Origin of the sequence: Bradyrhizobium sp. Cp5.3, from assembly GCF_000426265.1 — a bacterium.
In the GTDB taxonomy this organism is placed as follows: Bacteria; Pseudomonadota; Alphaproteobacteria; order Rhizobiales; family Xanthobacteraceae; genus Bradyrhizobium; species Bradyrhizobium neotropicale.
In genome coordinates this window covers 94,731-118,541 of record NZ_AUFA01000010.1, presented here as the reverse complement: position 1 = coordinate 118,541, position 23,811 = coordinate 94,731, and the positions used below count along the sequence as shown (strand labels likewise).

The 23,811-nt window shown below is 64.0% G+C and carries 26 protein-coding genes and 1 pseudogene; 21 read left to right on the top strand and 6 right to left on the bottom strand.

The genetic code is table 11. The features are described from left to right. Positions 1–38: 38 nt before the first annotated feature. The 3 genes from K289_RS0116360 (at position 39) to adhP (ending at position 2,129) form a co-directional block, all read left to right on the top strand. On the top strand, positions 39–428 hold the full coding sequence (locus tag K289_RS0116360; RefSeq protein ID WP_027552518.1) for a DUF4189 domain-containing protein: 390 nt from the start codon (positions 39–41) through the stop codon (positions 426–428). A 126-nt stretch (positions 429–554) separates the two neighbouring features. Continuing rightward, positions 555–965 carry a DUF2000 family protein gene (locus tag K289_RS0116355; RefSeq protein ID WP_027552517.1) on the top strand — a complete coding sequence of 137 codons (411 nt, stop codon included), beginning with the start codon at positions 555–557 and terminating at the stop codon, positions 963–965. Positions 966–1,103: 138 nt separating this feature from the next. Beyond that, complete coding sequence (gene adhP, locus K289_RS0116350) at positions 1,104–2,129, top strand: alcohol dehydrogenase AdhP (protein ID WP_027552516.1); 1,026 nt, start codon at positions 1,104–1,106, stop codon at positions 2,127–2,129. Positions 2,130–2,301: 172 nt separating this feature from the next. Here the strand turns inward: adhP and K289_RS0116345 are convergent, their stop codons facing one another. After that, entirely contained in the window at positions 2,302–2,790 is a 489-nt protein-coding gene (locus K289_RS0116345) for a cupin domain-containing protein (RefSeq protein ID WP_027552515.1), read from the bottom strand. 627 nt (positions 2,791–3,417) lie between these two features. On the opposite strand from K289_RS0116345, the gene K289_RS0116340 reads away from it, so the two are divergent. From K289_RS0116340 to K289_RS0116330, 4 genes and pseudogenes are all read left to right on the top strand, one after another. Beyond that, a complete protein-coding gene (locus K289_RS0116340) occupies positions 3,418–3,954 on the top strand; it encodes a ParB N-terminal domain-containing protein (protein WP_027552514.1) in 537 nt (178 codons plus the stop codon). Positions 3,955–4,246: 292 nt separating this feature from the next. After that, positions 4,247–4,372: pseudogene (locus K289_RS53085) on the top strand (zinc-ribbon domain-containing protein); the annotation flags it as partial. 105 nt (positions 4,373–4,477) lie between these two features. Next, entirely contained in the window at positions 4,478–7,576 is a 3,099-nt protein-coding gene (locus K289_RS44515; RefSeq protein WP_256380003.1) for an AAA family ATPase, read from the top strand. A 95-nt stretch (positions 7,577–7,671) separates the two neighbouring features. After that, positions 7,672–7,890 (top strand): hypothetical protein, encoded by a 219-nt coding sequence (locus K289_RS0116330; protein WP_027552513.1) that lies wholly within the window; start codon positions 7,672–7,674, stop codon positions 7,888–7,890. Between the two features lie 121 nt (positions 7,891–8,011). On the opposite strand, the gene K289_RS0116325 is transcribed toward K289_RS0116330, so the two are convergent. The 3 genes from K289_RS0116325 to K289_RS0116315 are packed head-to-tail and all read right to left on the bottom strand — an operon-like array spanning position 8,012 to position 9,240. Continuing rightward, positions 8,012–8,425 carry a GFA family protein gene (locus K289_RS0116325; RefSeq protein ID WP_027552512.1) on the bottom strand — a complete coding sequence of 138 codons (414 nt, stop codon included), beginning with the start codon at positions 8,423–8,425 and terminating at the stop codon, positions 8,012–8,014. Positions 8,426–8,446: 21 nt separating this feature from the next. Continuing rightward, positions 8,447–8,908 carry an SRPBCC domain-containing protein gene (locus K289_RS0116320; RefSeq protein ID WP_027552511.1) on the bottom strand — a complete coding sequence of 154 codons (462 nt, stop codon included), beginning with the start codon at positions 8,906–8,908 and terminating at the stop codon, positions 8,447–8,449. Beyond that, positions 8,905–9,240 carry a helix-turn-helix transcriptional regulator gene (locus K289_RS0116315; protein ID WP_027552510.1) on the bottom strand — a complete coding sequence of 112 codons (336 nt, stop codon included), beginning with the start codon at positions 9,238–9,240 and terminating at the stop codon, positions 8,905–8,907. Before K289_RS0116315 ends, K289_RS0116320 begins: the two co-directional genes overlap by 4 nt. Before the next feature lie 110 nt (positions 9,241–9,350). On the opposite strand from K289_RS0116315, the gene K289_RS44510 reads away from it, so the two are divergent. The 10 genes from K289_RS44510 to K289_RS0116265 all read left to right on the top strand — a co-directional run bounded on the left by K289_RS44510 (position 9,351) and on the right by K289_RS0116265 (position 18,700). Next, a complete protein-coding gene (locus K289_RS44510; RefSeq protein WP_027552509.1) occupies positions 9,351–10,052 on the top strand; it encodes a TetR/AcrR family transcriptional regulator in 702 nt (233 codons plus the stop codon). Then, the gene (locus K289_RS0116305; protein ID WP_035684888.1) at positions 10,049–10,837 is read left to right on the top strand and encodes an HlyD family secretion protein; all 789 of its coding nucleotides are present in this window, start codon (positions 10,049–10,051) and stop codon (positions 10,835–10,837) included. Before K289_RS44510 ends, K289_RS0116305 begins: the two co-directional genes overlap by 4 nt. Beyond that, a complete protein-coding gene (locus K289_RS0116300) occupies positions 10,834–11,772 on the top strand; it encodes an ABC transporter ATP-binding protein (protein ID WP_027552507.1) in 939 nt (312 codons plus the stop codon). Before K289_RS0116305 ends, K289_RS0116300 begins: the two co-directional genes overlap by 4 nt. After that, positions 11,769–12,932, top strand: coding sequence for an ABC transporter permease (locus K289_RS0116295; RefSeq protein ID WP_027552506.1), 1,164 nt, complete (start codon positions 11,769–11,771; stop codon positions 12,930–12,932). The genes K289_RS0116300 and K289_RS0116295 overlap by 4 nt, the downstream gene beginning before the upstream one ends. 29 nt (positions 12,933–12,961) lie before the next feature. Next, entirely contained in the window at positions 12,962–14,269 is a 1,308-nt protein-coding gene (locus tag K289_RS0116290) for an adenylate/guanylate cyclase domain-containing protein (RefSeq protein WP_027552505.1), read from the top strand. A 131-nt stretch (positions 14,270–14,400) separates the two neighbouring features. After that, the gene (locus K289_RS0116285) at positions 14,401–14,598 is read left to right on the top strand and encodes a hypothetical protein (protein WP_027552504.1); all 198 of its coding nucleotides are present in this window, start codon (positions 14,401–14,403) and stop codon (positions 14,596–14,598) included. A gap of 127 nt (positions 14,599–14,725) precedes the next feature. Then, positions 14,726–15,457 carry a GntR family transcriptional regulator gene (locus tag K289_RS0116280; protein WP_027552503.1) on the top strand — a complete coding sequence of 244 codons (732 nt, stop codon included), beginning with the start codon at positions 14,726–14,728 and terminating at the stop codon, positions 15,455–15,457. A gap of 49 nt (positions 15,458–15,506) precedes the next feature. Next, positions 15,507–16,748: an MFS transporter gene (locus K289_RS0116275; RefSeq protein ID WP_027552502.1), complete on the top strand. Its 1,242-nt coding sequence runs from the start codon at positions 15,507–15,509 to the stop codon at positions 16,746–16,748. A 16-nt stretch (positions 16,749–16,764) separates the two neighbouring features. Further along, a complete protein-coding gene (locus K289_RS0116270; RefSeq protein ID WP_027552501.1) occupies positions 16,765–17,664 on the top strand; it encodes an amidohydrolase in 900 nt (299 codons plus the stop codon). A gap of 121 nt (positions 17,665–17,785) precedes the next feature. Further along, on the top strand, positions 17,786–18,700 hold the full coding sequence (locus K289_RS0116265) for a PhzF family phenazine biosynthesis protein (protein ID WP_027552500.1): 915 nt from the start codon (positions 17,786–17,788) through the stop codon (positions 18,698–18,700). Between the two features lie 113 nt (positions 18,701–18,813). Here K289_RS0116265 and K289_RS0116260 read toward each other — a convergent pair whose 3' ends face one another. Both K289_RS0116260 and K289_RS0116255 read right to left on the bottom strand, forming a co-directional pair. Further along, positions 18,814–19,275, bottom strand: a complete 462-nt coding sequence (locus K289_RS0116260; protein ID WP_027552499.1) for a DUF488 family protein — start codon at positions 19,273–19,275, stop codon at positions 18,814–18,816. A gap of 9 nt (positions 19,276–19,284) precedes the next feature. Continuing rightward, positions 19,285–20,121 carry a DUF72 domain-containing protein gene (locus K289_RS0116255; RefSeq protein WP_145927748.1) on the bottom strand — a complete coding sequence of 279 codons (837 nt, stop codon included), beginning with the start codon at positions 20,119–20,121 and terminating at the stop codon, positions 19,285–19,287. Positions 20,122–20,224: 103 nt separating this feature from the next. On the opposite strand from K289_RS0116255, the gene K289_RS0116250 reads away from it, so the two are divergent. The 4 genes from K289_RS0116250 (at position 20,225) to K289_RS0116235 (ending at position 23,801) form a co-directional block, all read left to right on the top strand. Continuing rightward, the gene (locus K289_RS0116250; protein WP_027552497.1) at positions 20,225–20,602 is read left to right on the top strand and encodes a hypothetical protein; all 378 of its coding nucleotides are present in this window, start codon (positions 20,225–20,227) and stop codon (positions 20,600–20,602) included. A gap of 89 nt (positions 20,603–20,691) precedes the next feature. Further along, entirely contained in the window at positions 20,692–20,895 is a 204-nt protein-coding gene (locus K289_RS0116245) for a hypothetical protein (RefSeq protein WP_027552496.1), read from the top strand. A gap of 240 nt (positions 20,896–21,135) precedes the next feature. Next, positions 21,136–22,281 carry a glycosyltransferase family 2 protein gene (locus K289_RS0116240; RefSeq protein ID WP_027552495.1) on the top strand — a complete coding sequence of 382 codons (1,146 nt, stop codon included), beginning with the start codon at positions 21,136–21,138 and terminating at the stop codon, positions 22,279–22,281. Positions 22,282–22,298: 17 nt separating this feature from the next. Further along, positions 22,299–23,801, top strand: coding sequence for a glycosyltransferase family 39 protein (locus tag K289_RS0116235; RefSeq protein WP_027552494.1), 1,503 nt, complete (start codon positions 22,299–22,301; stop codon positions 23,799–23,801). Positions 23,802–23,811: the final 10 nt, after the last annotated feature.

The following is a 23,811-nucleotide window of genomic DNA, read 5'->3' as shown; positions in this document are numbered from 1 at the left end:
AGTCGCCGCCACTTGCCTTGGGGGTGAGGGGTTTTTCCATGGCTTCGAATGTCGTCGCGCGCCGTTGCGCGATGTTTTGCTTTGTCTTGTCGGTTGTTGTGACTGCCGCCCGCTACATCACCGAAGTCCACGCCGCGGGTGCGTTCGCAGTCGGCAAGTGCGGCGCCTACGGCCAGGCTTTTGACTATGCTGCCGAACACGAGGCGCGCGCGGCGGCGCAAAAGCAGTGCAAGGGCGATTGCACGACGGTGACGATGAAGCGCGCCTGCGCCGCGATGTCGGTCGATCTCGCCAATCCTTGCGGCGCCTATGGCTATGCCGTGAAGCCGAAGATATCCGCAACGCTCAATGCCGCCACGCGCGAATGCTATAAGTATGGCGGCAAGGAATGCGTGATCCGCGCCTGGGCCTGCGACGCGAAGGGGTGATTCCTCTTGCCGTCATTCCGGGGCGATGCGTAGCATCGAACTCTGGTGCGCAGTTGCGCACCTGAGAAACTCGGGATTCCGGGTTCGGTCCTGCGGACCGCCCCGGAATGACAGTTGAGGAATTGCATGCAATTCGACACCAAGGTCGCCGTCGTGATCCGGACCGATCTTCAGGCCTGGCAGAAGCTCAATGTCGCGTCCTTTCTCGCCAGCGGCGTCGCTGCGGCCTATCCCGGATGCATCGGCAAGCCCTATGAAGACGCCTCGGGAACGAAATATCTTTCGCTGATCGGCCAACCGATCCTGATCTACGGCGCCGACGGTTCGGCCTTGGCGCGTGCGCTCGACCGCGCGCTGTCGCGTGGCGTCACGCCGGCGGTCTACACCGAGGACATGTTCAAGACCACGCATGATGCGGCCAACCGCGAAGCGGTGAGGGCAGTCGCGCGCACCGATCTCAATCTCGTCGGCATCGCCATGCGCGCCGAGCGTAAGGTGATCGATAAAATTGTCGATGGATTGAAGTTCCATAGCTGACATCGGCGCCGCGCGCGGCGCGTTGTCACCTGATTGTTATCGCGTCGCTTGCGCAAACATTGTGCTGCTTGACCCCAATCAAGGACACATTCCGCGCGGCCGTTAGTCTGCCTCCCGCAAATCAGAAGGAGCAGACCGATGCCGACCATGAAAGCTGCCCTCGTCAAGCAATTCGGCAAGCCGCTGGTGATTGAGGATGTCCCGGTGCCGCAGCCCGGCCCCGGCGAGGTTCTGGTCAAGGTGAAGGCGTGCGGTGTCTGTCATACCGATCTGCACGCCGCATCCGGCGACTGGCCAGTGAAGCCGGTTCCGCCCTTCATCCCAGGCCACGAGGTGGCCGGTACCGTTGCGGCACTCGGGCCCGGCGTGAAAAATCTCAAAGTCGGTGATGCCGTCGGCGTAGCCTGGCTGCACGATGCCTGCCTGCATTGCGAATACTGCGAGACCGGCTGGGAGACGCTGTGCGAGCACCAGCACAACACTGGCTACAGCGTGAACGGCGGCTTCGCCGAATATGTCATCGCCTCTGCCGCCTTCGCCGCAAGACTGCCCGCAAACGTGGATTTTGCCGCCATAGCGCCGATCCTTTGCGCCGGCGTAACGACTTACAAGGGATTGAAGGAGACAGACGCACGCCCCGGCGAGTGGGTTGCGATCTCAGGCGTCGGCGGCCTCGGCCATGTCGCGGTCCAGTATGCCAAAGCGATGGGGCTCAAGGTCGCGGCGATTGACATCGCCGAGGACAAGCTTGCGCTCGCACGCGCCGCCGGCGCCGATCTCGCGGTCAACGCACTCGCTGCCGATGCTGTGGACAATGTGTTGGCGGCAACCGGCGGCGGGGCGCACGGCGTGCTGGTGACGGCGGTCTCGACGGCCGCGTTCGCCCAGGCGCTGAAGATGGTGCGCCGGAAAGGCACCGTCAGTCTCGTCGGCCTGCCGCCGGGCGAATTCCCGACGCCGATCTTCGATGTCGTGCTCAAGCGCATCACTGTGCGCGGCTCGATCGTCGGGACCCGCAGGGATCTCGACGAGGCCATCGCGTTTGCCGCGGACGGCAAGGTCAAGGCCGAGGTCACCAAGGTGCCGCTCGCAGAGATCAACGGCGTCTTCGACCGGATGAAGGCCGGCAAGATCGACGGCCGCATGGTGCTCGATTTTGGCTAGAGCGTGGACTCATGACAACGCGTGACCGCGATCTTGGTCGATGTCCGCTTTGGTCTGCCCAACCGGACTGAACTCGGATATTTCCGTAGGTCCGAGCGCGCGACGAGGGCGCCCTCGAGAGGGCGTCCTCGTAACAGCGGCCTACCCGCCCGCGCAATCAGCCCTGAGCCCGCTACTGCGTCTTCGTACGCGGATCGTCCTTCGGATTGATGTAGTTGATGCCCCACGGACCGGTGCTGTTTATCTGAAGAATCGTGTCTTCGTCGGCGAAGAAATAGTGCTCCGTACCGGGGTGCAGCGCAAAGAAACTACCCGTGGGAAGAGCCTGGGCCTTGTCGTGATTGGCCGTCGTTCCCATCCCCAAGCGCGCTGTCCCCGAGAGCACGGTGACGATCTCCGGCTTGGGATGGGTGTGCGGGGCAACGTGATAGCCCTGCGGCACTTTCAGACGAAAAGCAAACAGGCCTTCCTTGCTCGGGTCGCCGTACAGCACCGCGGACTGCGCACCGGGTGGGAGGGACGGTGGCGCCGGTCCCCATTTGACATCCTGCGGCGTGATCAACTTATGCTCGCCTGTCTCCTGACCAACGGCGCTGCCAGTCAACGCAGCGAGCCCGATCGCCGTCATCGCAACAATGTTGAAGAGGCTATGCCGATTCATTGTGGCTCCTCCTTTGACTTATGCACCTCCGCGCGCGAATCCGCGGCATGGATGGTGGAACATCAGCGGTAAAGGTGGTTGGCTGAGATTGCGGCGCCGCCTACGGCAGTACGGCTGCCCGTTCGCCCGAACGGAATTTTCAGCACGGCCCGTCTTCAGCCCAGCCGCTTACAGTCTATCCGATCTTGCGACTGAGAGAGAGGGCACTTGTTGACGCAGGATAATCGAACGGCAATGTCGGATTCGGGTCTGGCTTTTCACACAGCCAGGGTCACAAGCCGGCATTGCTCTGTTTCAAATCGGCAGCAGGCGGAACGAGCTACCGCAAATCTCCTCGGTAGAGGCTTGCGTATCTCATCGACCGATGCCGACGAGACCGAGGATAACGGTCGCGGACTGCTCCGTTGCTCGTCACGTGATGCGCCAAAGGGGCGCCCGCCAATATCGTCCGCCACAAAACGGAACCGAGTGCTACCCAAGCCTTCGTCCCTGGGATAGCTGATGGAGGACATGACCTTCGCGACCGGCCTGCGGAAATTGCCTTGGCCGTAGAGCGCTTCATCCCTAAAGTCTCGCCACCGTCGCCGGGTGCTCCGGATCGAGTTCAGTCACTACGGAGTAGAAGCCATGCCAAAACCGGAAAGCTTCGCAATCGACAAGATCTACGTTCCGGTGAAAAGGAAGAAGGCTCTCAAGCCTGAGCTCGTTCGAGAAATTGCGGAAAGTATTTTGGAAATCGGACAACAAGCCCCCATTCTCGTTCGGCCCGACGAAGGCCGGTTCGTTCTGGTCGAGGGACTGCATCGGTTCGAAGCCTGCAAGGCTCTCGGCGAAAAAACCGTCATCGGGATCCTCGTCTCGGCTGAGATCGTTCACCAAAAGACGCTTTTGTCCGACAGCGCTGAAGCCGAAGCAGAGCGCGACAAGATGGCGCGATTGAAAAAACTGCGTCTCGAAAAGGAGGCAGCCGAGAGATCAGCCGCTGCTTCAGAAGTAGTCATGGAGACGCAATCAGCAGTGCTTCTACGAAAATCTTCGGAGAAGGAGATCCGGAACAATCCCAAGGCGTCACGAAGCCAAGAAAATCGCGGGACTTCAGGATCAACGCCAAGAACCTTGTCGGAATGGATCACGCAACAAAAGCGCGATGGCGGCCGTTATTGATTGCCGGCTTGGCCACGATCACCGGCCTCGAGCGAGCTTGAGTTCAACAACCTAATGATAGGAAATCGGATTTTTCGTATGCGTGCGGAGTAGGAATTATAGGGCGCTGCGCTGGTATAATCGGGGCTCTCCGTGAAGCAGTTCATGCTGCTTTAGCCAGCGAGAATGCTATGATACTCATTGATGGCCGCCTCCATTGATCTCGTCGCGGGCGGCGCGGTCGTTGCGCAAATCCTCCGGACGTTCAACGCCCGACGGAAGTTGCGATGATCCTTACATCGCGGGGAAGCTCATGAGGTGTTCGAGCTGCGCGGCCGAGATCAAGAATGGCAACAGGTTCTGCATCAGATGCGGAGCATCGGTTGCGCCGACCTGCGCCGCTTGTGGTACGCTGAACGAACCGAGTGCAAGATTCTGCGGCCAATGTGGCTTGGAGCTCGCGAGTCAGCTCCAAGCAAGTGTCGCAGCGACGGACAAGCGGCCCCGCTTCGAACCGTCTCCGCAGGCCGCCGAGCGCCGCCACTTGACGGTCATGTTTTGCGATATGGCCGGCTCGACGGCGCTTTCGACTCGGCTCGATCCGGAGGACCTGAGCGAGGTCATACGGGGATTTCAGGAGGCTTGCGTCGGGGCGATCCGTCGATTCGACGGCTTCATCGCGAGGTTCATGGGCGACGGCGTGCTGGCTTATTTCGGCTATCCAAGGGCTCATGAAGACGATGCCGAACGCGCGGTCAGAGCGGGTCTCGCGGTCGTCGATGCGGTCAGCCGGCTGATGCCGCCGACTAAGGTCCAACTAGAGGTCCGCGTGGGCATCGCCTCGGGCCTCGTGGTGGTCGGCGAGACGTTGGGTGAAGGTTCGTCTCAGGAGCAGGTCGTCATCGGTGAGACGCCGAACCTCGCGGCCCGGCTCCAGACCATCGCCGAGCCGAACACTGTTGTCATTGCCGATGGAACGAGGCAGCTGCTCGGCAGACGATTTGATTTCGAGGATCTCGGGTCGCGCTTTCTCAGGGGAATGACCAATGCAATTCCGGCGTGGCGGGTCGTTGGCGAACACGCGACCGAAAGTCGCTTCGAGGCCGGGCAGGCTCAGCGTGCGAGTGGCTTTTTTGGCCGCGAGCGCGAGGTCGATTTTCTGATGGAACGCTGGGTCCAGGCACAAACTGGCGAAGGTCAGGTCGTGCTCTTATCGGGCGAGGCCGGAATCGGCAAGTCGCGGGTCGTCGCGGCGCTCCGGCAAAAGATCGCCGACGAGGCCCATACGCGCATTCTGTATCAGTGCTCGCCTCATCACACGAATAGCCCTTTTTATCCCGTGATCTCCCAACTCGAGCGTGCGGCCGCGATTGCGCCTGATGACTCCACCGAGACCAAACTCGACAAGCTGGAACAGGTACTGGCACGTTCGTTCTCGACGATCGATGATGTTGCGCCACTCTTTGCGACGCTCCTGTCGCTGCCAATCGAGGGCCGGTACGTAGCACTCAACCTCACTCCCCGAGAGCAGAAGGAGCGCACTTTACTGGCGCTCAACGAGCTACTCGGCGGCCTGGCGAAGCAACGCCCCGTCTTGTTCATCCTGGAAGATGCGCACTGGATTGATCCGACGACTCTTGAATCGTTTACGCGAAACGTCGACCGGCTGCAGTGCTGGCCGGTCCTGCTGATCGTCACCTTCCGCCCCGACTTCGAAGTGCCTTGGGACCACTACGCTCACGTGACCAGACTCGCCTTAAATCGGCTGGCCCAGAGCCATGTGGTGGCAATGATCGACAGATTGACGGACGGCAAGATGTTGCCGGCCGATGTCCGGGACAAGATCATCGCGAAGACGGACGGGGTGCCGCTGTTCGTGGAGGAGCTCACCAAAGCAATCCTGGGATCGGGGCTCCTGGAGGAGGCCGCCGACCGCTATGTCCTGCAGGGCCCGCTGCCTCCTCTGGCGATTCCGGCAACGCTGCACGACAGTTTGTTGGCGAGGCTCGACCATCTCGCGCCCGTGAGGGAGATCGCCCAGATCGGCGCTGTCATTGGAAGGGAGTTTACCTACAAGCTGCTGGATGCCGTGGCGCCGATTCACGACGAGGCGCTCGAGAACGCACTCGACGAGCTTGGCAAGGCGGAACTGATCTTTCCCAGGGGAGTGCTGCCCGAAACAACCTACACCTTTAAGCACGCACTCGTGCAGGACGCCGCCTATCGAAGCCTCCTGCGCTCAACGCGCCGACAGCTTCACGGCCGCATCGCCGCAGCGATCGCGGAGCTGATGCCCCAAATCGTCGAGACCCAACCCGAACTTCTCGCGTATCACTATGCGCAGGCGGGGCTCATCGATGATGCCATCGCTTATAGCCTGCGAGCAGGACGGCGCTCTGCGGCGCGTTCCGCCAACGAAGAGGCGATCACGCACTACACCAAGGCGCTGGAGTTGTTGGGGACGAAATCGGCGGGACTGGAGCGAGACAGGCAGGAGCTTGAGCTGCTCATCGCCCTCGGCGTACCGACGATCGCAGCGCGAGGCTACATGGCCGCTGACGTCGAAAGCATCTACGGCCGGGCGAGCGAGCTATGCGGCAGCCTGCCCGAGACTCCGCACCGCTTTACCGTGCTGCGCGGCCTCTGGAATAGCGCATTCCTGCGCAAACCGCTCCTGAAAGCGCAAGCACTGAGCGCCGAATTGGTGGCCCTGGCAGATGCGCAAGGTGATGATACACGTCGGGCGCTCGCTCATCGGGCGCAGGGCTGCGCCCTGTTTTTCAGCGGCGAGTTCGAGTCCGGCTGGGAAAGCTTTCGTCAGGCCATCGAGTTTTGGGATGCCGACACAGCGCGCGCGGAGATCCTCGTCTACGGCGAGGATCCGAGCGTGCTGTGCAGAGCCTATGGCGCGTGGCTGACATGGTTCCTCGGCTATCCGGACAAGTCGAGCAGATTGATCTGCGAGGCGTTGGCCGATGCCGAGCGGCTATCCAACCCTTTCATCAACGCCATGACCCTCGGCCTCGCATCCGCGCTGCACGTCTATCGCAACGAATTTTCTCAGGCATTGGAGCGCGCCGAGGCCTCCTCAGTCATCTGTGCCGCGTACGGTTTCCCGCAGTGGACGGCCTACGCCATGATAATGAGAGGCCGCGCTCGCGCGGCGCTCGGTCGAACCGATGACGGTATCGCCGAGATGGAAAAAGGTTGGGCCGACTGGCAGGCGTTGGGCGCCAAGCTTGCTACGACACAAATGAGCGTCGGGCTGGCGGATGTATGTATGAAGACAGGCCGCACCGCGGCGGGCCTCGATTGGATCAAGGTCGCGGCCGAGCATGCTCGTACGTTCCACGAAGAGATTCTCGGGGCCGAAATCCATAGGGTGCACGGTGAACTGCTGCTCGAGAGAGCTGCAACGGGGGATGCGGAGGCGTGCCTTCGCCGCTCCATAGAGATCGCCCAACACCAAGAGGCCAAATCTCTGGAACTGCGGACAGCCATGGTCTTGGCGCAACTCTGGCAGCAGCAGGGCCGGCGAGACGCCGCGTACGATCTGCTCGCGCGGATATACGGCTGGTTCAGCGAGGGCTTCGACAGCCCGGATCTGCGGAGTGCGAGGGCTTTGCTGGACGATCTGGCATGAACGATACCGAGCGGTGCGCGGTCCAATCGTGCACCTCACTATTTTCATGTGTGCTACCTGGTTGGGTAGCAAGATGGTAGCAGGAAGGGCAGATCATGACTGACGATCAGGTCAATCTCGTCGTTCAGCACCTTTGCGAGCACTTGCACTTGGCGCTCCGATTGAAGGGCAGCGAGGCACATCCACCAAACGCCAAAGATATTGGATTCGATCCCGCCTTTGTAAGAACTGTACTGCTGACCGGGTTGCGGTCGGCGGGTGTCACGATCCACCACGAGGCAGCCGGGGCCAGCGAAGAACCGCCGTGGTCCTAAACGCAAGCCGCGGGACAGAAGCCTCCCGCCAGTGTCTCAGTTGGGGCAGACTGGGTCACTCGGCGATGCTGGCTCGATCTCCGGTTTGCGCGAAAGCAGCACACGCCCTGGCGCTGGCTCCTCACGCCGGCGGCATGGTCTCGAACTTCGGCAGGTTTGGGTCGAGCTGGTCCCAGTCATGTCCGCGCGCGGCATATGTGACCGCTTGCGGCTTGTAGCGCGCCGGCTCGTCGAGGCTCGCGGCGCGGATGGTGAAGATGTCGGGCATCGCGGCGAAGGTCATGTAGACCGGCAGGCCGCACACGGAGCAGAAGGCGCGCGTCTTCACGTTGCCGCTGTCGCCGACCATGTCCCATTGCTTGGCCTCGCCTGTCACCGTGACGCCGGCGCGCGCGAAGGTCGCGTACGAGCCGTGGCCGCTGCCGCTTTCACGCTGGCAGTCCCGGCACTGGCAGTGATTGCTGAACAGGGGTTCGCTGGCAATCGAATAGCGGATCGCGCCGCAGGCGCAGCCGCCGGTATAGGGCTTGTTCATCGCGATATCTCCCACTCCCACTCACTCTTCGCCGCTGATTTCGTCGAGCTGTCGGACGACCTTCTTCCAACCGCCGCTCATGACGTTGTAGGCCGACTCGTTCCTCGGCATGACGAAGCCTGCATGAACCAGACGTATCCGCGTGCCGGCCTCGACCGGGGTGAGGGACCAGGTCACGACGGTGTCGAGCGGCGCGCCGTAGCCGGTGTTGCGCTCATCGCCGCCCTTCCAGGCGTAGACGAGGCGCCGGTTCCGCACGACCTCCAGAACCCGGCAGTGAATGACGCCGTCCCAGGCGCCACCGGGGGTGGTCTGGAATGTGAAGGTCGTGCCTTCGGTCGCTTCAAAGCCGGTTGGCGGCATCAGCCAGCGCCCGATCAGCTGTGCGCTGGTCAGCGCCTTCCAGACCGTCTCGGTGGCGTGGGGGAAGACCTCGTCGATGACGATGTCCTGTGTATTGGCTTTCAACTCGGCTGCACTCACGGATCGATCTCCTTCAAGAGGTCACGCAGGTTCTGGAAGCGCTCACGCCAGAAGACACCGTAATGATCCATCCAGGTGACCAACGGCTCGAGGCCTTCGGGGGAGGCGCGGTAATAGACGTTGCGGCCCTCGGCGCGCTCGGCGACGAGGCCGGCCTGCTTCAGCGACTTCAGGTGCTGCGAGATCGCGCCCTGGGTCACGCCGCTGCCGCGCGTCAGCTCGGCGACGCTGATCTCCTTGCTCTCGAACACACGCTCGAACACGGCGCGGCGGGTTGGGTCCGCCAGCGCGCGCATGACCGTCGTGATGGGGTTTGGGGCGGCTTCAGTCATGGCCAATAAATTAGTATTTGCTAATGCATTAGTCAATACTAATCCGTTCTGTTCGATCGTGGCTGTGCCTCTTTCTTGACAATGACTGACTGGTCAGTCAAAATATAGCAATGACGAAGAAGCCGATCGACATTTCCGCGCCGCCGGACATCCGCACGACCGCAAAGGGCCAGGCGCCCACAGCAGGCGGAGACGTCGTCGCGTCCGCCTCGAACCGCGCCGTGCGCGCAGCGGAGCGCCGTGCGGCGATCGTGGAGGCGGCGCTGGAGGAATTCATCGCGCGCGGCTTCGCCGCGACCCGGCTCGACGACATCGCGAAGCGCGCGGGCGTCGCCAAGGGCACGATCTACCTGCACTTCAAGGACAAGGAGTCGATGTTCGAGGAGCTGGTCCGCATCGTGATCGTGCCGGTGGTGGAGAAGCTCAACGCCCTGCCGCCGCCGACCGGTTCGGTGCGCGATCTCGTCGAGGCCTTTGCCAGCAACTTCCTCAAGGAGGTCGCCAACACGAGGCGCGGCGATCTCGTGCGCCTGATCGTGGCGGAGGGGCCGCGCTTTCCAGCCGTGGCCGATTTCTACTATCGCGAGGTCGTCTCGCGCGGGATCGCCGGCATGCGCGCGCTGATCGAGCTCGGCATCGCCCGCGGCGAGATCCAGCAGAAGAATCTCGCGCGCTTTCCCCAGATCCTGGTCGCGCCGGCGATGATCGCGGTGATCTGGCAGAGCCTGTTTGCGCGGCACGCGCCGCTCGACGCGCAGGAGATGCTGCGCGTCCATCTTGATTTGATTTTTGGCGAACGGAGGACGACATGAGGTCGTCGCAAGCAATTTTGAGAGTCGTATTGACCGTCGCGCTCGCAACCGGCCTCGCCGGCTGCATGGAGAAGCGCGATCCCGGTTTCCAGGGCTGGGTGGAGGCCGACATGATTTTCGTCAGCCCCGACGAGGCCGGTCGCGTGACGAAGCTCAACGTCCGCGAAGGCGACGAGGTCAAGGTCGGCGATCACCTCTATTCCGTCGACGACGATCTGCAACTCGCCGATCTCAACCAGACCAAGGCGACGCTGGCGAATGCGCGGCAGACCCATGATCGCGCGGAGTCGCTGAGAAAGACCGGCTCCGGCACGCAGGCGACGCTCGATTCCGCCGTCTCTGACCTGCGGGTCGCGGAGGCGCGAGTGGTGACGTCGGAGACTCGGCTGGCGCGGCGCAAGGGCTTCGCGCCGGTCGCCGGCACCATCCAGCAGATCTATTTCCGCGAAGGCGAGATGGTCGCGGCGCAGCGGCCGGTGCTCTCGATCATGCCGCCCGGCAACATGAAGCTGCGCTTCTTCGTGCCGGAGAGTGAGCTGCCGAAGCTCACGATCGGCGACCAGGTCCGCGTGTCCTGCGACAATTGCGCGGCCGATCTCACCGCAAAGATCTACTTCATCGCGACCTCGGCCGAATACACTCCGCCGGTGATCTACAGCCTCGATGAGCGCAACAAGCTCGTCTATTTGATCCAGGCGCGGCCCTCGCGGCCGGACGCCTTGCGCGTCGGACAGCCGATCAGCGTCTATCTCGATCCAAAAACTCCGGTGGCGGACAAGCGATGAACGGAACACCCGGCAACGGCATCGCGATCGACGTCAAGGGCCTGACGAAGTCGTTCGGCGGCCGCGAGGTCGTGCACGATCTGTCGATGCAGGTGAAGCGCGGCTCGATCTACGGCTTCCTCGGGCCGAACGGCTCGGGCAAGACCACGACCATCCGTATCCTCTGCGGCCTGCTCACGCCGGACAGCGGCGAGGGCACCTGCCTCGGCTACGACATCCGCCGCGATGCCGAGCGCATCAAGCGCCAGGTCGGCTACATGACCCAGCGCTTCAGCCTGTATCAGGATCTCTCGGTGCGCGAGAACCTGGAGTTCGTGGCGCGGCTCTACGGCCTGCGCGATGCCCGCGTCGCCGCGCGCGACATGATCAAGCGGCTCGGGCTTTCGGGCCGCGAGGAACAGCTCGCGGGCGAATTGTCCGGCGGCTGGAAGCAGCGGCTGGCGCTCGGCGCCTGCACCTTGCCCAATCCGCAGCTCCTGCTGCTGGACGAGCCGACCGCGGGCGTCGATCCCAAGGCGCGGCGCGACTTCTGGAACGAGATCCATGCGCTCGCCGCCGACGGTCTCACCGTGCTGGTCTCCACCCACTACATGGACGAGGCCGAACGCTGTCACGAGATCGCCTATATCGCCTACGGCCACCTGCTGGCGCACGGCACGGTCGACGAGGTGATCGCGAAATCTGCGCTGACCACCTACACCGTGACAGGCGAAGATCTGAACGGGCTTGCGGCCGAGCTCACCGGCAAGCCCGGCGTCGACATGGTGGCGCCGTTCGGCACCTCGCTGCACGTCTCGGGGCGCGATGTCGCGGCGCTGGAGGCGAGCATCGCGCCATGGCGCGACCGAAGCGGCCTGCATTGGCAGAAATCGTCGCCTTCGCTGGAGGACGTGTTCATCGAACTGATGGGCCGCTCAAAGGACAACTTCCAATGACCGCCATCGATCAGCCTTTCCCAACGCACGAGATCCGCGAGCGCTTCGGCTTCTGGAAGCGTTCCTATGCGATGCTGGTGAAGGAGTTCATCCAGCTCAGACGCGATCGCGTGTCCTTTGCGATGATCGTGATGCTGCCGGTGATGCAGCTCCTGCTGTTCGGCTACGCCATCAACACCACGCCGCACAATCTGCCGAGCGCAGTGCTGCTCCAGGAGGACAGCGATCTCGCCCGCTCGGTGCTGAAGGCGCTGGAGAACACGGCCTATTTCCGCTTCCTCTACGAAGTGCACGATGTCGATGATTTCGACAATCTCCTGAAATCCGGCAAGGTGCTGTTTGGCATCGAGATCCCGCGCGGCTTCGAGCGCGCGGTGCGGCGCGGCGACAAGCCGGCGCTGCTGGTCGCAGCCGACGCGACCGATCCGGTCGCGGCCAGCGCCGCGCTCGGCTCGCTCGGCATGGTGGTGCAGACCGCGCTCAAGCACGATCTCTATATCGGCGATCCCCCGGAGATGCCATTCGAGATCCGGGCGCACGCCCGCTACAATCCGGCGGCGTCCTCGAGCCTCAACATCGTGCCGGGTCTCGTCGGCACCATCCTGACCATGACGATGCTGATCTTCACCGCGCTCTCGGTCACCCGCGAGGTCGAGCGGGGCACGATGGAGAGCCTGCTCTCGATGCCGATCAGGCCGGTCGAGGTGATGTTCGGCAAGATCATTCCTTATGTGCTGGTCGGTTTCGTCCAGGCCTTCCTCATCATCGGCATCGGCGTCGGCCTGTTCGGCGTGCCCGTGCTCGGCAATCTGGTCCTGCTGGCGCTCTTGTCGACATTGTTCATCACCACCAACCTGTCGATCGGCTACACGATCTCGACGGTCGTGCAGAACCAGCTCCAGGCCATGCAGATGTCGATGATGTTCTTCCTGCCGAGCATCCTTTTGTCCGGCTTCATGTTCCCGTTCGCGGGCATGCCGGCCTGGGCGCAATATCTCGGCGAGGGCCTGCCGCTCACGCACTACCTGCGCATCGTCCGCGCCATCATGCTGAAGGGCGCGACCATGCAGAACCTGCGCTATGACGCGCTGGCGCTGGCCGTCCTGATGCTGGTCGCCATGACCATCGCCGTGACGCGCTTCCGCCGCACGCTGGATTGAGGCACAATACCCCGGAATCGAGGGGAGTGATGGTCAGCTTTGCCAGCAGAAAAAAGCGGCAGCACGCCGTTTTGTCTGAGGATGTCGAGCGCGAGTTGACGCGGGAAGTGCTGCGCACCGAGCTGTTGCGGGTGAGGGCGCTGATCATGACCGGATGCGTCATGATGGTCTTCCTCACCGCAATCTACCTGATCGACCCTGCCGTCGTGAACCGGGTCTGGCGCGGCACGGGCGGGCTGGTCGTGGAGTACGGCCTTGTGACCGGCTTCATCCTGCTCGAGATCTGGATCTATTCCCAGATCAGGCGGAACCTCAGGCTTAATCGCGATCTGCCGGTGGTCCGGCGCTACATCAGTGCGCTGATCGAGACGTCGCTGCCCACGGTCATCCTCATCCTGCAGATACGGACCATGGGTGCGAGCCAGGCGCTCGGCTTCGCCGTGCCGCTGATCTACTTCATCTTCGTCATCCTCTCGACCTTGCGGCTCGATTTCTGGCTGTCGACCTTCACCGGCTTCGTCGCCGCGGCGCAGCTGTTCGCCGTTGCGCTGATCTACGATCCTTCGAGCGGCATCGGCGAGCCGCAGACCTATTTTCACGCGGTGCGCAGCGTCATCATCCTGGTCTGCGGCGTGCTCGCAGGCTCCGTCGGCGCGCAGCTGAGGCGGCAATTTGCCGCGAGCATCGCGGCGGCCACCGCGCGCGACCGCGTGACCAACCTGTTCGGCCAGCACGTCTCGCCGCAGGTGGTGGAACGGCTGATGACGGTGGGGACGAGCGCGGCCGGCGACGTCCGCCGCGTCGCGGTGATGTTCGTCGACTTCCGCGGCTTCACCGCTGGCGCGCAGACGCGGACTCCGCAGGAGGTCGTCGACCGCCTCGACGGCGCCTTCGCCGTGCTGGTCGACATCCTTGACCGCAATGGCGGCATCGTGAACAAGTTTCTGGGCGACGGTTTTCTGGCGCTGTTCGGCGCGCCTCTGGAAGCCTCCGACGCCGCGCATCGCGCGGTCGCCGCAGGCCGCGAGATGCTGACCGCGATGGGCCACATCAACGCGGAAACGAGCTGGCCGCTCCGGATCGGCATCGGCATCCATTTCGGCGAGGTCGTCGCCGGCAATATCGGCTCGCCCCGGCGCAAGGAGTACACGGTGATCGGCGACACCGTGAATTTCGCCTCGCGGCTCGAGGCCTTGAACAAGGAGTTCGGCTCCCAGCTCCTGATCTCCGCGTCCGTGCGCGAGGCGCTTGGCGACGACGGCGAGGATGCGGTTGCGCTCGGCGAGGTCAATGTGCGCGGCTATGACCAACCGGTGGCGGTGTTTCAGCTCGGCTAGGGCTTTCGACCGCTTCAGACGCAGCTCGCGTTTCGTTGATGGCGCGTGATGAAATTTCTCGCGGTGCTTTCCGCTCCTGCACTCAGGAAGTCGAAACGTCTCGGCTTCCGTTTGTCACGCGGAGAAAACCAATGACCCGATTGACCTTTGTTTCGGCCGCCCTGATCGCCGCAGCCGTCTATCAAATTCAGACTGCAGCCGCCCGCGATGTCGCCACGCGGCGCAACGCACCCCAGGCCGCGGCGGATTGCGTGAGGGCTCCGGCAGTGGGCGCGTTTGCCTCTGCGCCATACAAGGAGCCGCCCTGCATGCCGAAGACGACGAACTGACGAGCAGACGGAGTCGGGTTGGAGAAGCCTCCGACCCGACCTCGCGGCTCGTGGTGGTCCAGCTCCTCCGTCTACGGTATTTTAGTAGTGCTTGACTCAGATTTCATCTAGTCATCTATATGACTATATGAATTCAGCGCCGCTCGACGACCGCTTGCCACGTTACCAGCGCCTGCGCGACGATCTCGCCGCGCGGATCAACCGCAATGAATGGCGGCCGGGCGAGCCGATTCCGTCGGAGGCCGAGCTTAGCGCGCATTACGGCGTCGCGATCGGCACCGTGCGCAAGGCGATCGACCAGCTTGTCAGCGACGGCGTGCTGGAGCGGCAGCAGGGCCGCGGCACCTTCGTGCGCCGCGCGCGCTTCAACTCCTCGCTGTTCCGCTTCTTCCGCTTCCAGTCCGAGAGTGGCGAGCGGCGCGTGCCGAAGAGCCGAATTCTCCGCCGCAAGAGCGTGCCGGCGACCTCGGCGGTCGCATCCGCGCTGCGCATTCCCGTCGGGGAGCCCGTGATCAGCCTGTCGCGCCTGCGGCTCATCGACGACGTGCCGCTGCTCGCCGAAGAGATCTGGCTGCCGCAATCGCGCTTCGCGCCAATCCTCAAGATCGACACCTCCGAGTTCGGCGACCTGCTTTACCCGCTCTATGAGGAGCGCTGCGGCGAGGTGGTGGTCTCGGCCGAGGAAGTCCTGACCGTCGAGACGGCCAACGAGATGCAGGCGCGGCTGTTGCGCCTTGAGCCTCACGCACCGCTGATCGTGATCGAGCGTCTCGCGCTCGACCTGGAACGGCGGCCGATCGAATGGCGCCGTTCGCGCGGGCCGGCCGACCGCTTCCGCTATCACGCAGAGATCCGGTGAGCGCGGCTTTCAACGACATCAAGCAATAACGAATACAGGGGCAGGAACAATGTCGAACTGGTACAGCGAATGCTCGCCGCTTGAGAAGCGGACCTTCTGGGCAAGTTTTGGCGGCTGGGCGCTGGACGCACTCGACGTCCAGATGTTCGGCCTTGCCATCCCCGCGCTGATCGCGGCTTTCGGCATCAGCAAGGCCGATGCCGGCCTGCTCGGCTCGATCACGCTGTTCTTCGGCGCGTTCGGCGGCTGGCTTGGCGGCGCGCTCGGCGATCGTTTCGGCCGCGTCAAGGCGCTTCAGATCACGGTCGCGACCTTTGCGCTGGCGACCTTCGCCTGCGCATTCGCGATGACTTACACCCAGCTTCTGGTGCTCAAGGCGATCCAGGGCCTCGGCTTCGGCGCCGAATGGGCCTGCGGCGCGGTGCTGATGGCCGAGATCATCCGTCCCGAACATCGCGGCAAGGCGCTTGGCTCGGTGCAGAGCGCCTGGGCGGTGGGCTGGGGCGCGGCCGTGCTGCTATCGGCGCTGGTCTTCACCTATGCGCCCGCCGATATCGCCTGGCGGCTCCTGTTCGCGCTGGGGCTGTTTCCCGCGCTCCTGATCATCTTCATCCGCCGCGGACTGAAGGAGCCGCCGCGCGCAGCCGCGAGCGAGAAGACGCCGTTCTTCGCGACGCTCTCCGGCATCTTCCATCGCGATGTGCTGCGCTCGACCCTGATCGGCGGTCTCTTCGGCATCGGCGCCCATGGCGGCTACGCGGCGCTGACCACCTTCCTGCCAACCTATCTGCGCGAAGTGCGGCACCTCTCGGTGCTGGGCTCCAGCGGCTATCTCGCCGTGATCATCATCGCCTTCTTCTGTGGCTGCCTGGCGAGCGGTATCGTCAGCGACCGCATCGGCCGCAGGGCCAATGTCGCGTTCTTCGCCAGCGCCTGCATCGCCACCGTGCTGGTGTATATCTTCGCGCCGCTGACCAATGGCCAGATGCTGGTGCTCGGATTTCCGCTCGGCTTCTTCTCCGCGGGAATCCCCGCGAGCATGGCGGCGCTGTTCAGCGAGCTCTATCCCGCAGGCGTGCGCGGCACCGGTGTCGGCTTCTGCTACAATTTCGGCCGCATCGTCTCCGCGGCATTTCCCTTCCTGGTCGGCTTCCTCAGCGATCACATCGGGCTCGGGCCGGCAATCGGCATCGACGCGGCGTTCGCCTATTCGCTGGTGCTGATCGCGGTGCTGCTGCTGCCCGAGACCCGCGGCAAGGTCTTTGAGCAGGCCGCCGCGACGCGCGCCTGAGGCAGGATGAGACGCGATGACCACGACATCTTGTCCGAGCGGCCTCACGCGCCGCCAGTTTGCTGCGGGCCTCGCATCGCTCGTCATGGCGAGCGCGACCAAAGCCAGGAGTGAGACGGCCTTGCCTGCGATCGATACTCACGCGCATGTCTTCCATCGCGGTCTCAAGCTCGCGCCGGGCCGGCGCTATGCGCCCGACTACGATGCGCCGCTGGCGCTCTATCTGGAGCAACTCGACCGCAACTGCATGACCAATGGCGTACTGGTGCAGCCGAGCTTTCTCGGCACCGACAATTCCTACCTGGTCGAGAGCCTGAAGGCGGCGACCGGCCGCCTGCGCGGCATCGCCGTCGTCGATACCAGAGCGTCCGCCGAGGAGCTCCGCGCGCTCGACCGTGCCGGAGTGGTCGGCATCCGCCTCAATCTCGTCGGTCAGCCCTTGCCCGATCTTGGCGCCGCTGATTGGAAGGCGCTGCTGGCAGAGGTGAAAGCCATGGGCTGGCAGGTCGAGGTCCAGCGCAACGCGTCCGACCTCGCGCGGCTCGCGCCGCAGCTTCTCGATCACGGCGTCAGCGTCGTGCTCGATCACTACGCGCTGCCAGATCCGAAGCTCGGCATTGCCGACCCCGGCTTTCAGTCGGTGCTGAAGTTCGGCGCGGCGCGCAACGTCTGGGTCAAGGTCTCGGCGCCGTATCGCAACGGCGCGGCGGGCGAGAGCTTTGCCAAGGCAGCCTATCCGCTGCTGCGCGAGGCCTATGGTGTCGATCGGCTGCTGTGGGGCAGCGACTGGCCGCACACGCAGTTCGAGGCGACGCAGACTTACGAGAGGAACCGGCGCTTTCTCGACGAGCTGATCCCTGACCGAAGCGAGCGCGTGCAGCTGCTCGCATCGCCCCAGCCGCTCTTTCGCTTCTGACGCGCTCAAATGGTGATTGCTCCGAATGCTCCGAGTTTTGGGGCATGACGGACGATGTCGCCGGCTTATACAATGCCCGCGATGCGGCAAGGCCGCCATGTGCGTGAAGAGGAAACGTAAGATGCAGCGGCGCTACATCACCGTCGACGTGTTCACCGACCGCGCCTTCGGCGGCAACCAGCTTGCCGTCGTGCTCGATGCCGGCGGGCTTTCGACCGCGCAGATGCAGGCGATCGCGACCGAGTTCAATTATTCCGAGACGACGTTCGTGCTGCCGCCGCGCGACAGCGCCAACGATGCCGAGGTGCGCATCTTCACGCCGGTCAGGGAGCTTCCGTTCGCAGGGCATCCGAATGTCGGCACGGCCTTCGTGCTGGCCACGATCGCAAAGGAACCGAAGCCGCGTCTCCTGTTCGAGGAGAAGGCAGGGCTTGTGCCGGTCGACATCCGGAGAGAGCAGGGCCGGGTGGTCAACGCTGAGCTCACCGCGCCGCAGCCGCTCTCGCGCCTTGCGCAACTGTCCGCCGCCGAGGTTGCACCCTGCCTGTCGCTCACTGCCGATGATATCAGGACCGATCGTCACGCGCCGCAGGTCGTCGGTGTCGGAACGCCGTTCGTGGTGGCCGAAGTGCGGTCGCGCCACGCCGTGCGCCGGGCCAAGCCCGACGCCGGGGCATTCGGCCGGGTGCTGCCGCGCGACGGCGCTTTCGCGATCTATTTCTACACGCGTGATGTCCCCGCGCCCGAGTCGCCGTGCGAATTGCAGGCGCGAATGTTCTTCCCGGGCGCGAGCGGCCTGATCGAGGATCCCGCCACCGGCAGCGCGACGGTCGCGGCGGCCGCGTTGTTCGCCGATCTCGATTCCCTGCTCGAGGGCGAATTGAGGCATACGATCGGCCAGGGTTTTGACATGGGCCGCCCGAGCATCCTGCTGACGCGCGTGCGCAAGCAGAATGGCAAGATCGTCTCCGCCCATGTCGGCGGCAGTTGCGTGCAGATGATGGAGGGGACGTTCCGGCTGGCGGGGGAGGGATGAGCCGTCATTCCGGCGCGCGCGACGTAGTCGCGAGCCCGGAATCCATCGGGCCGCAGACCCGGTGGATGAATGGATTCCGGGCTCGCGCTACGCGCGCCCCGGAATGACGCAGGTTACACCTGCCGCCCCGTCAGATTCTTCACCGCCACGCCATCGCGCTCCTCGATGATCTCCGCGATCATCTGGCGGTGGCAGTGGGTGTGGTCGCGTTCGTAGCAGAGCAGGCAGACGGGACCTGCTTTCTTCACGAGCGCGGAGAGCTCGTCGAGCTCCTCCTTGGCCTGCGGCGTCTTCAGGTGTTTTGAGTACACCCTTTCCAGCACGTCGTATTGCCCACTGCGCGCGGCGAGGCGGCCTTCCTTGGGTGTGCCGAGCGCGGCGAGGTGGACATAGGCGATGCCGCGCTCATCCAAGCCCGCGGCGAGCTGCTTCTTGGAGAAGCCCGGCCGGCGCGAAGACGTCACCGCGCGCACGTCGACCACGAGCTTGACTCCCGCCTGTTCCAGCTCGTCGAGCACGGCCTTCGGGGGCGTCTGCTCATAACCGATGGTGAAGAGCTTCTTCGCCTTTGCCATCAGGCAACCTCACGCCACCCGCGCGATCAGTTCCATGGCGCCGGCCGGCGCGCGCACCTTGCCTTCATGGATGACGTAGGCGAACACGTCGCGGGGCTCCTTCTTGGGCTTTGCCTTGTCAACCTTCGGCAAATCGTCGGGTTCAGTCCCTTCGGCCCAGGCTTGAAACCGCTTGCTCCAGGCATCGAGCTCCTTGGGTGGATAGCAGGTCTTGATCTCGTCATTGCCCTTCTGCAGCCGGGCATAGACGAAATCACCGGCGACGTCGGCGATCGCCGGATATTTGCCGTGCTCGGCAAACACCACCGGCGTCTCGAATTCGCGGATCAGCGCGACGAAATCCGGCGTGCAGAAACTGTCGTGGCGGACCTCCACCACATGGCGCAGCGCGCGGCCGTCGAGCTTGCGCGGCAACAGTTCGAGGAACTTGCCGAAATCGGCGCCGTCGAACTTCTTCGTCGGTGCGAATTGCCAGAGCACCGGTCCGAGATGGTCGCCGAGTTCCAGCACGCCGGAATCATAGAACCGCTTGATGGAATCGCCGGCCTCCGCCAGCACGCGGCGGTTGGTGGCGAAGCGCGGGCCCTTCACCGAGAACACAAAGCCTTCCGGTACCTCGCTCGCCCATTTGCGAAAGCTCTCCGGCTTCTGCGAGCCGTAATAGGTGCCGTTGATCTCGATCGAGGTCAGCTTCGAGGCGGCGTAGGACAGCTCCTTCGCCTGCGCGAGCTTCTCCGGGTAGAACACACCGCGCCATGGCTCGAAGGTCCAGCCGCCGATGCCGATGAAGATGTTGCCGGATTTTTTTGACGCGGTTTTTGCTTTGGCCACGGGGGAATCTCGCATCGACGAGGAGGGGAGGCCATCATCCTAGTCAAACGAGTTGTGATTGGCCAGTTCTCGCGTCCCGTCTAAGCTTTGCGCCGGATCTGCGAAAAAGGAGAACAAGATGCGGATGCTGATGGTGGGAGCGGCGCTCGTGATGATGACATCTGCTGCCATATCTACTGTTCTGGCGGATGACGATGATGCGCGCGGCGCGCAGAAGCTCGCCATTCAGGGCCGTGACGACTACTGGCATTGCCTGGCACGGGAATATTCGCGCGACAGCAATCAGGGACTGTCGGAGCAGGATTTCAGCCGCTCGGTCGCGGGCGCCTGTCCCTCGGAGCGGCAGTATTATCGTGTGGCGTTGCTCGATTTTTTGACCACGCAATATCCGAACATCGATTCCGGGGCCCATCTCGCCACTGCGAATAAGGCGGTCGAATCCGCGCAGAAGGACATCGTTACCGCCTTCGTCAAGCGCCGGCCGCCGCAGAAGTAGCTGCATGAACCATTGCGGTCCGGAGCCCTTCCGGCATCGCATTCATCCATGATATCACTGGGAACATTCTGGAGCGGGGATAGGGTCGCATGTCGTCTGAGTCGGTGGGTGGCATTTGTGGCGCGATCGTCGCGGCGATCGTGCTGGCGGGCGCCGTCGTCTTCGGGCCGATCGGCCAGTTCGGCAAGCCGCCCAAGCCCGCGAAGGCCGAGCCCGCTCCTGCGGCGGCGCCCGCGGTACCGGCCGCGCCTGCGCCGCGCGGCCCCGTGATCCGGGAAGTGCCCAACCAATAGTGGCATGAAAAGGGGATTCTAACCCCTTGCGAAGCCGCTTTGCCGTGCCCATTTACCGCATAACGGCGACGTTGAGCGAAGAGCTCCGGAGCTGGGACGACCTTGGAATAGCTTGGGCCTGCGCCGGATGTACGCGCGGTCCGCCGTTCCGGGGTCGTTGGCATTTTAGGGCCCCTTTTCGGCCGTTCCCCCGAGAACCCCGGCTTGGCAGCGCAGGACGTGGCGGATATACGCTCCGTCATGAATGAAGCGATCAGACCGGGCCCCGAAAGCCCGCCGCAGGGCCAACAGATGGGTTCGCGGTCGCCAGAGCTTTCGGTCGTCGTCCCGACTTTCAACGAACGCGCTAACGTCACGGTGCTGTACCGGCGGCTGGAGGCGACGCTTGCCGGCATCGCCTGGGAAGTCGTGTTCGTCGATGACAATTCTCCGGATGGCACCTGGGACGTCGTGCGCGCGCTGGCCCGGCGCGACAGCCGGGTGCGCTGCATCCGCCGCATCGGCCGCCGTGGCCTGTCCGGCGCCTGCATAGAGGGCATCCTGGCCTCCAGCGCGCCTTACGCGGCCGTGATCGACGCCGATCTCCAGCATGATGAGACGCAACTGCCGCGGATGCTGTCGCTGTTGATGAGCGGGCAAGCCGAGCTCGTCGTCGGCAGCCGCTACATCGAGGGCTACAAGAGCGAGGGTTTCAACAACCAGCGCGCCGGCGCCAGCGCGCTCGCCACCGAGGTGGCAAAGCAGGTGCTGCGGGTCGAGATCGCCGATCCCATGAGCGGCTTTTTCATGATTCGCCGTGACCGTTTCGAGGAACTGGCGCCAAAGCTTTCCGTGCACGGCTTCAAGATCCTGCTCGACGTCGTCGCGAGCGCGCACGGTACGTTGCGCGCGGTCGAAGTTCCCTACACGTTCGGCGCGCGGCAGCACGGCGAGAGCAAGCTTGATTCCATGGTCGCGCTGGACTTTATCGGCCTCGTGCTGGCAAAGCTGACCAACGACATCGTCTCGCTGCGCTTCATCCTGTTCGCGATGGTGGGCGGCATCGGCCTCGTCGTGCACCTCAGCACGCTGTTCCTCGCGCTCGAGCTGTTCAATGTTCCGTTCGCGGAGGCGCAGGCGGCAGGCGCGCTGGTCGCCATGACCAGCAATTTCATCCTCAACAACTTCCTCACCTATCGCGATCAGCGACTCAAAGGCTTTGCGATCGTGCGCGGCCTGATCGCCTTCTACATCGTCTGCAGCGTCGGCCTGCTCGCCAATGTCGGCGTCGCCTTCTCGGTCTACGACCAGGAGCCGATCTGGTGGCTGGCGGGCCTCGCCGGCGCGCTGATGGGCGTGGTGTGGAACTATGCGATGTCCGGACTGTTCGTCTGGCGCAAGAAGTAGCGCGCCAAGGATCTGGCATGGGCGGGGCTGACGCGCGGATCGTCCGTAACACGGCGTTGGTGATCGTCGCGCTGGTCGCGCTGCGGCTGGTGGCCGCCGCCTTCACACCGATCACCTTCGACGAAGCCTATTACTGGATGTGGTCGAAGAACCTTGCGGGAGGCTACTACGACCACCCGCCGATGGTCGCGTTCGTGATCCGCGCCGGCACCATGATCGCCGGCGATACCGAGCTCGGCGTGCGCTTGGTCTCGATCCTGCTCGCACTGCCGATGAGCTATGCAATCTACCGCTCGGCCGCGATCCTGTTCGGCGGGGCGCGTGTTGCCGCGACCAGCGTCATCCTGCTCAATGTGACCCTGATGGCCGCGGTCGGCACGATGATCGTCACGCCGGATGCGCCGCTGCTGGTTGCCTCGAGCTTCGTCCTGTTCTTCCTCGCAAAGGTGCTGGAGACCGGGCGCGGCGCCTGGTGGCTCGCGGTCGGCGCCGCCGTCGGCGCGGCGCTGCTGTCGAAATACACCGCGATGTTCTTCGGTCCGGCGATCCTGATCTGGCTTGCCGTCGTGCCGAAGCTCAGGCGCTGGTTTCTCTCGCCCTGGCCCTATCTCGGCGGTCTCGTCGCGTTCGCGCTGTTCCTGCCGGTGATCCTCTGGAATGCCGACCATCAATGGGTTTCGTTCGCAAAGCAGCTCGGCCGCGCCAGGATCGAGGACTTCCGCCCCGTCTTCATCGCCGAGCTGATCCCGACCCAGATCGCCTTCGCGACGCCGCTCGTCTTCATCCTCGGCGCGATGGGGCTGCACGCGCTGACCTGGCGCAGGGCCGGCGCGCTCGCCTCGCGCGTGCTGATCGAGACGATGTTCTGGACCATCGTCGCCTATTTCGTCTGGCATTCGCTGCATGCCCGCGTCGAGGCCAACTGGTTCGCGCCGGTCTATCCGCCCTTCGTGGTCGCGGCTGCGGCCGCGGCCAATCTCTCGCAGTGGAAACCGCGCGAGCGGCGGTTGGTGGATTTCTGCCTGCGTTGGGCCGCGCCCGTCGGCGTCGTGATGTTCGCCGCGCTCATCGTGCAGGCCAATACCGGTGTGCTGTCCGGCTACCGTCGCGATGCGACGGTGCGCAGCGTCGGCGTCGGCTGGCCCGAGCTTGCGGCGGAGATCGAAGCCGAGCGTGTCCGCAGTGGTGCGAGCTGCGTTCTCGCGCCGGACTACGGCACGACCGGCTGGCTCGCCTTCTATTTGCCGCCCGGCACCTGCGTGGTGCAGCAGAACCAGCGCATCCGCTGGATCAATATGCCCGAGCCTGATCCAAGGCTGCTCGCGGGCAAGCTGATCTATGTCGACGAGCTCCGCCCCTCCGGCCATCCCTTCCTCAACGACCTCTTTGCGCAGGTGACGCGCGTTGCGGAATTGCAGCGCAAGCGGGGGCCGCTTGTCATTGAGACCTACGGCATCGATTTGCTGGAAGGCGCCAAGGGCGATGTGCTGGACCGCTCGCCGCCGCCGGAAGCGCAGTAGCGATCCGCGG

Coding starts and splice junctions, on each gene's coding strand:
- K289_RS0116360 (WP_027552518.1), top strand. CDS start 39: ATGGCTTCGAATGTCGTCGCGCGCCGTTGCGCGATGTTTTGCTTTGTC.
- K289_RS0116355 (WP_027552517.1), top strand. CDS start 555: ATGCAATTCGACACCAAGGTCGCCGTCGTGATCCGGACCGATCTTCAG.
- adhP (WP_027552516.1), top strand. CDS start 1,104: ATGCCGACCATGAAAGCTGCCCTCGTCAAGCAATTCGGCAAGCCGCTG.
- K289_RS0116345 (WP_027552515.1), bottom strand. CDS start 2,790: ATGAATCGGCATAGCCTCTTCAACATTGTTGCGATGACGGCGATCGGG.
- K289_RS0116340 (WP_027552514.1), top strand. CDS start 3,418: ATGCCAAAACCGGAAAGCTTCGCAATCGACAAGATCTACGTTCCGGTG.
- K289_RS0116330 (WP_027552513.1), top strand. CDS start 7,672: ATGACTGACGATCAGGTCAATCTCGTCGTTCAGCACCTTTGCGAGCAC.
- K289_RS0116325 (WP_027552512.1), bottom strand. CDS start 8,425: ATGAACAAGCCCTATACCGGCGGCTGCGCCTGCGGCGCGATCCGCTAT.
- K289_RS0116315 (WP_027552510.1), bottom strand. CDS start 9,240: ATGACTGAAGCCGCCCCAAACCCCATCACGACGGTCATGCGCGCGCTG.
- K289_RS44510 (WP_027552509.1), top strand. CDS start 9,351: ATGACGAAGAAGCCGATCGACATTTCCGCGCCGCCGGACATCCGCACG.
- K289_RS0116305 (WP_035684888.1), top strand. CDS start 10,049: ATGAGGTCGTCGCAAGCAATTTTGAGAGTCGTATTGACCGTCGCGCTC.
- K289_RS0116300 (WP_027552507.1), top strand. CDS start 10,834: ATGAACGGAACACCCGGCAACGGCATCGCGATCGACGTCAAGGGCCTG.
- K289_RS0116295 (WP_027552506.1), top strand. CDS start 11,769: ATGACCGCCATCGATCAGCCTTTCCCAACGCACGAGATCCGCGAGCGC.
- K289_RS0116290 (WP_027552505.1), top strand. CDS start 12,962: ATGGTCAGCTTTGCCAGCAGAAAAAAGCGGCAGCACGCCGTTTTGTCT.
- K289_RS0116285 (WP_027552504.1), top strand. CDS start 14,401: ATGACCCGATTGACCTTTGTTTCGGCCGCCCTGATCGCCGCAGCCGTC.
- K289_RS0116280 (WP_027552503.1), top strand. CDS start 14,726: ATGAATTCAGCGCCGCTCGACGACCGCTTGCCACGTTACCAGCGCCTG.
- K289_RS0116275 (WP_027552502.1), top strand. CDS start 15,507: ATGTCGAACTGGTACAGCGAATGCTCGCCGCTTGAGAAGCGGACCTTC.
- K289_RS0116270 (WP_027552501.1), top strand. CDS start 16,765: ATGACCACGACATCTTGTCCGAGCGGCCTCACGCGCCGCCAGTTTGCT.
- K289_RS0116265 (WP_027552500.1), top strand. CDS start 17,786: ATGCAGCGGCGCTACATCACCGTCGACGTGTTCACCGACCGCGCCTTC.
- K289_RS0116260 (WP_027552499.1), bottom strand. CDS start 19,275: ATGGCAAAGGCGAAGAAGCTCTTCACCATCGGTTATGAGCAGACGCCC.
- K289_RS0116255 (WP_145927748.1), bottom strand. CDS start 20,121: ATGCGAGATTCCCCCGTGGCCAAAGCAAAAACCGCGTCAAAAAAATCC.
- K289_RS0116250 (WP_027552497.1), top strand. CDS start 20,225: ATGCGGATGCTGATGGTGGGAGCGGCGCTCGTGATGATGACATCTGCT.
- K289_RS0116245 (WP_027552496.1), top strand. CDS start 20,692: ATGTCGTCTGAGTCGGTGGGTGGCATTTGTGGCGCGATCGTCGCGGCG.
- K289_RS0116240 (WP_027552495.1), top strand. CDS start 21,136: ATGAATGAAGCGATCAGACCGGGCCCCGAAAGCCCGCCGCAGGGCCAA.
- K289_RS0116235 (WP_027552494.1), top strand. CDS start 22,299: ATGGGCGGGGCTGACGCGCGGATCGTCCGTAACACGGCGTTGGTGATC.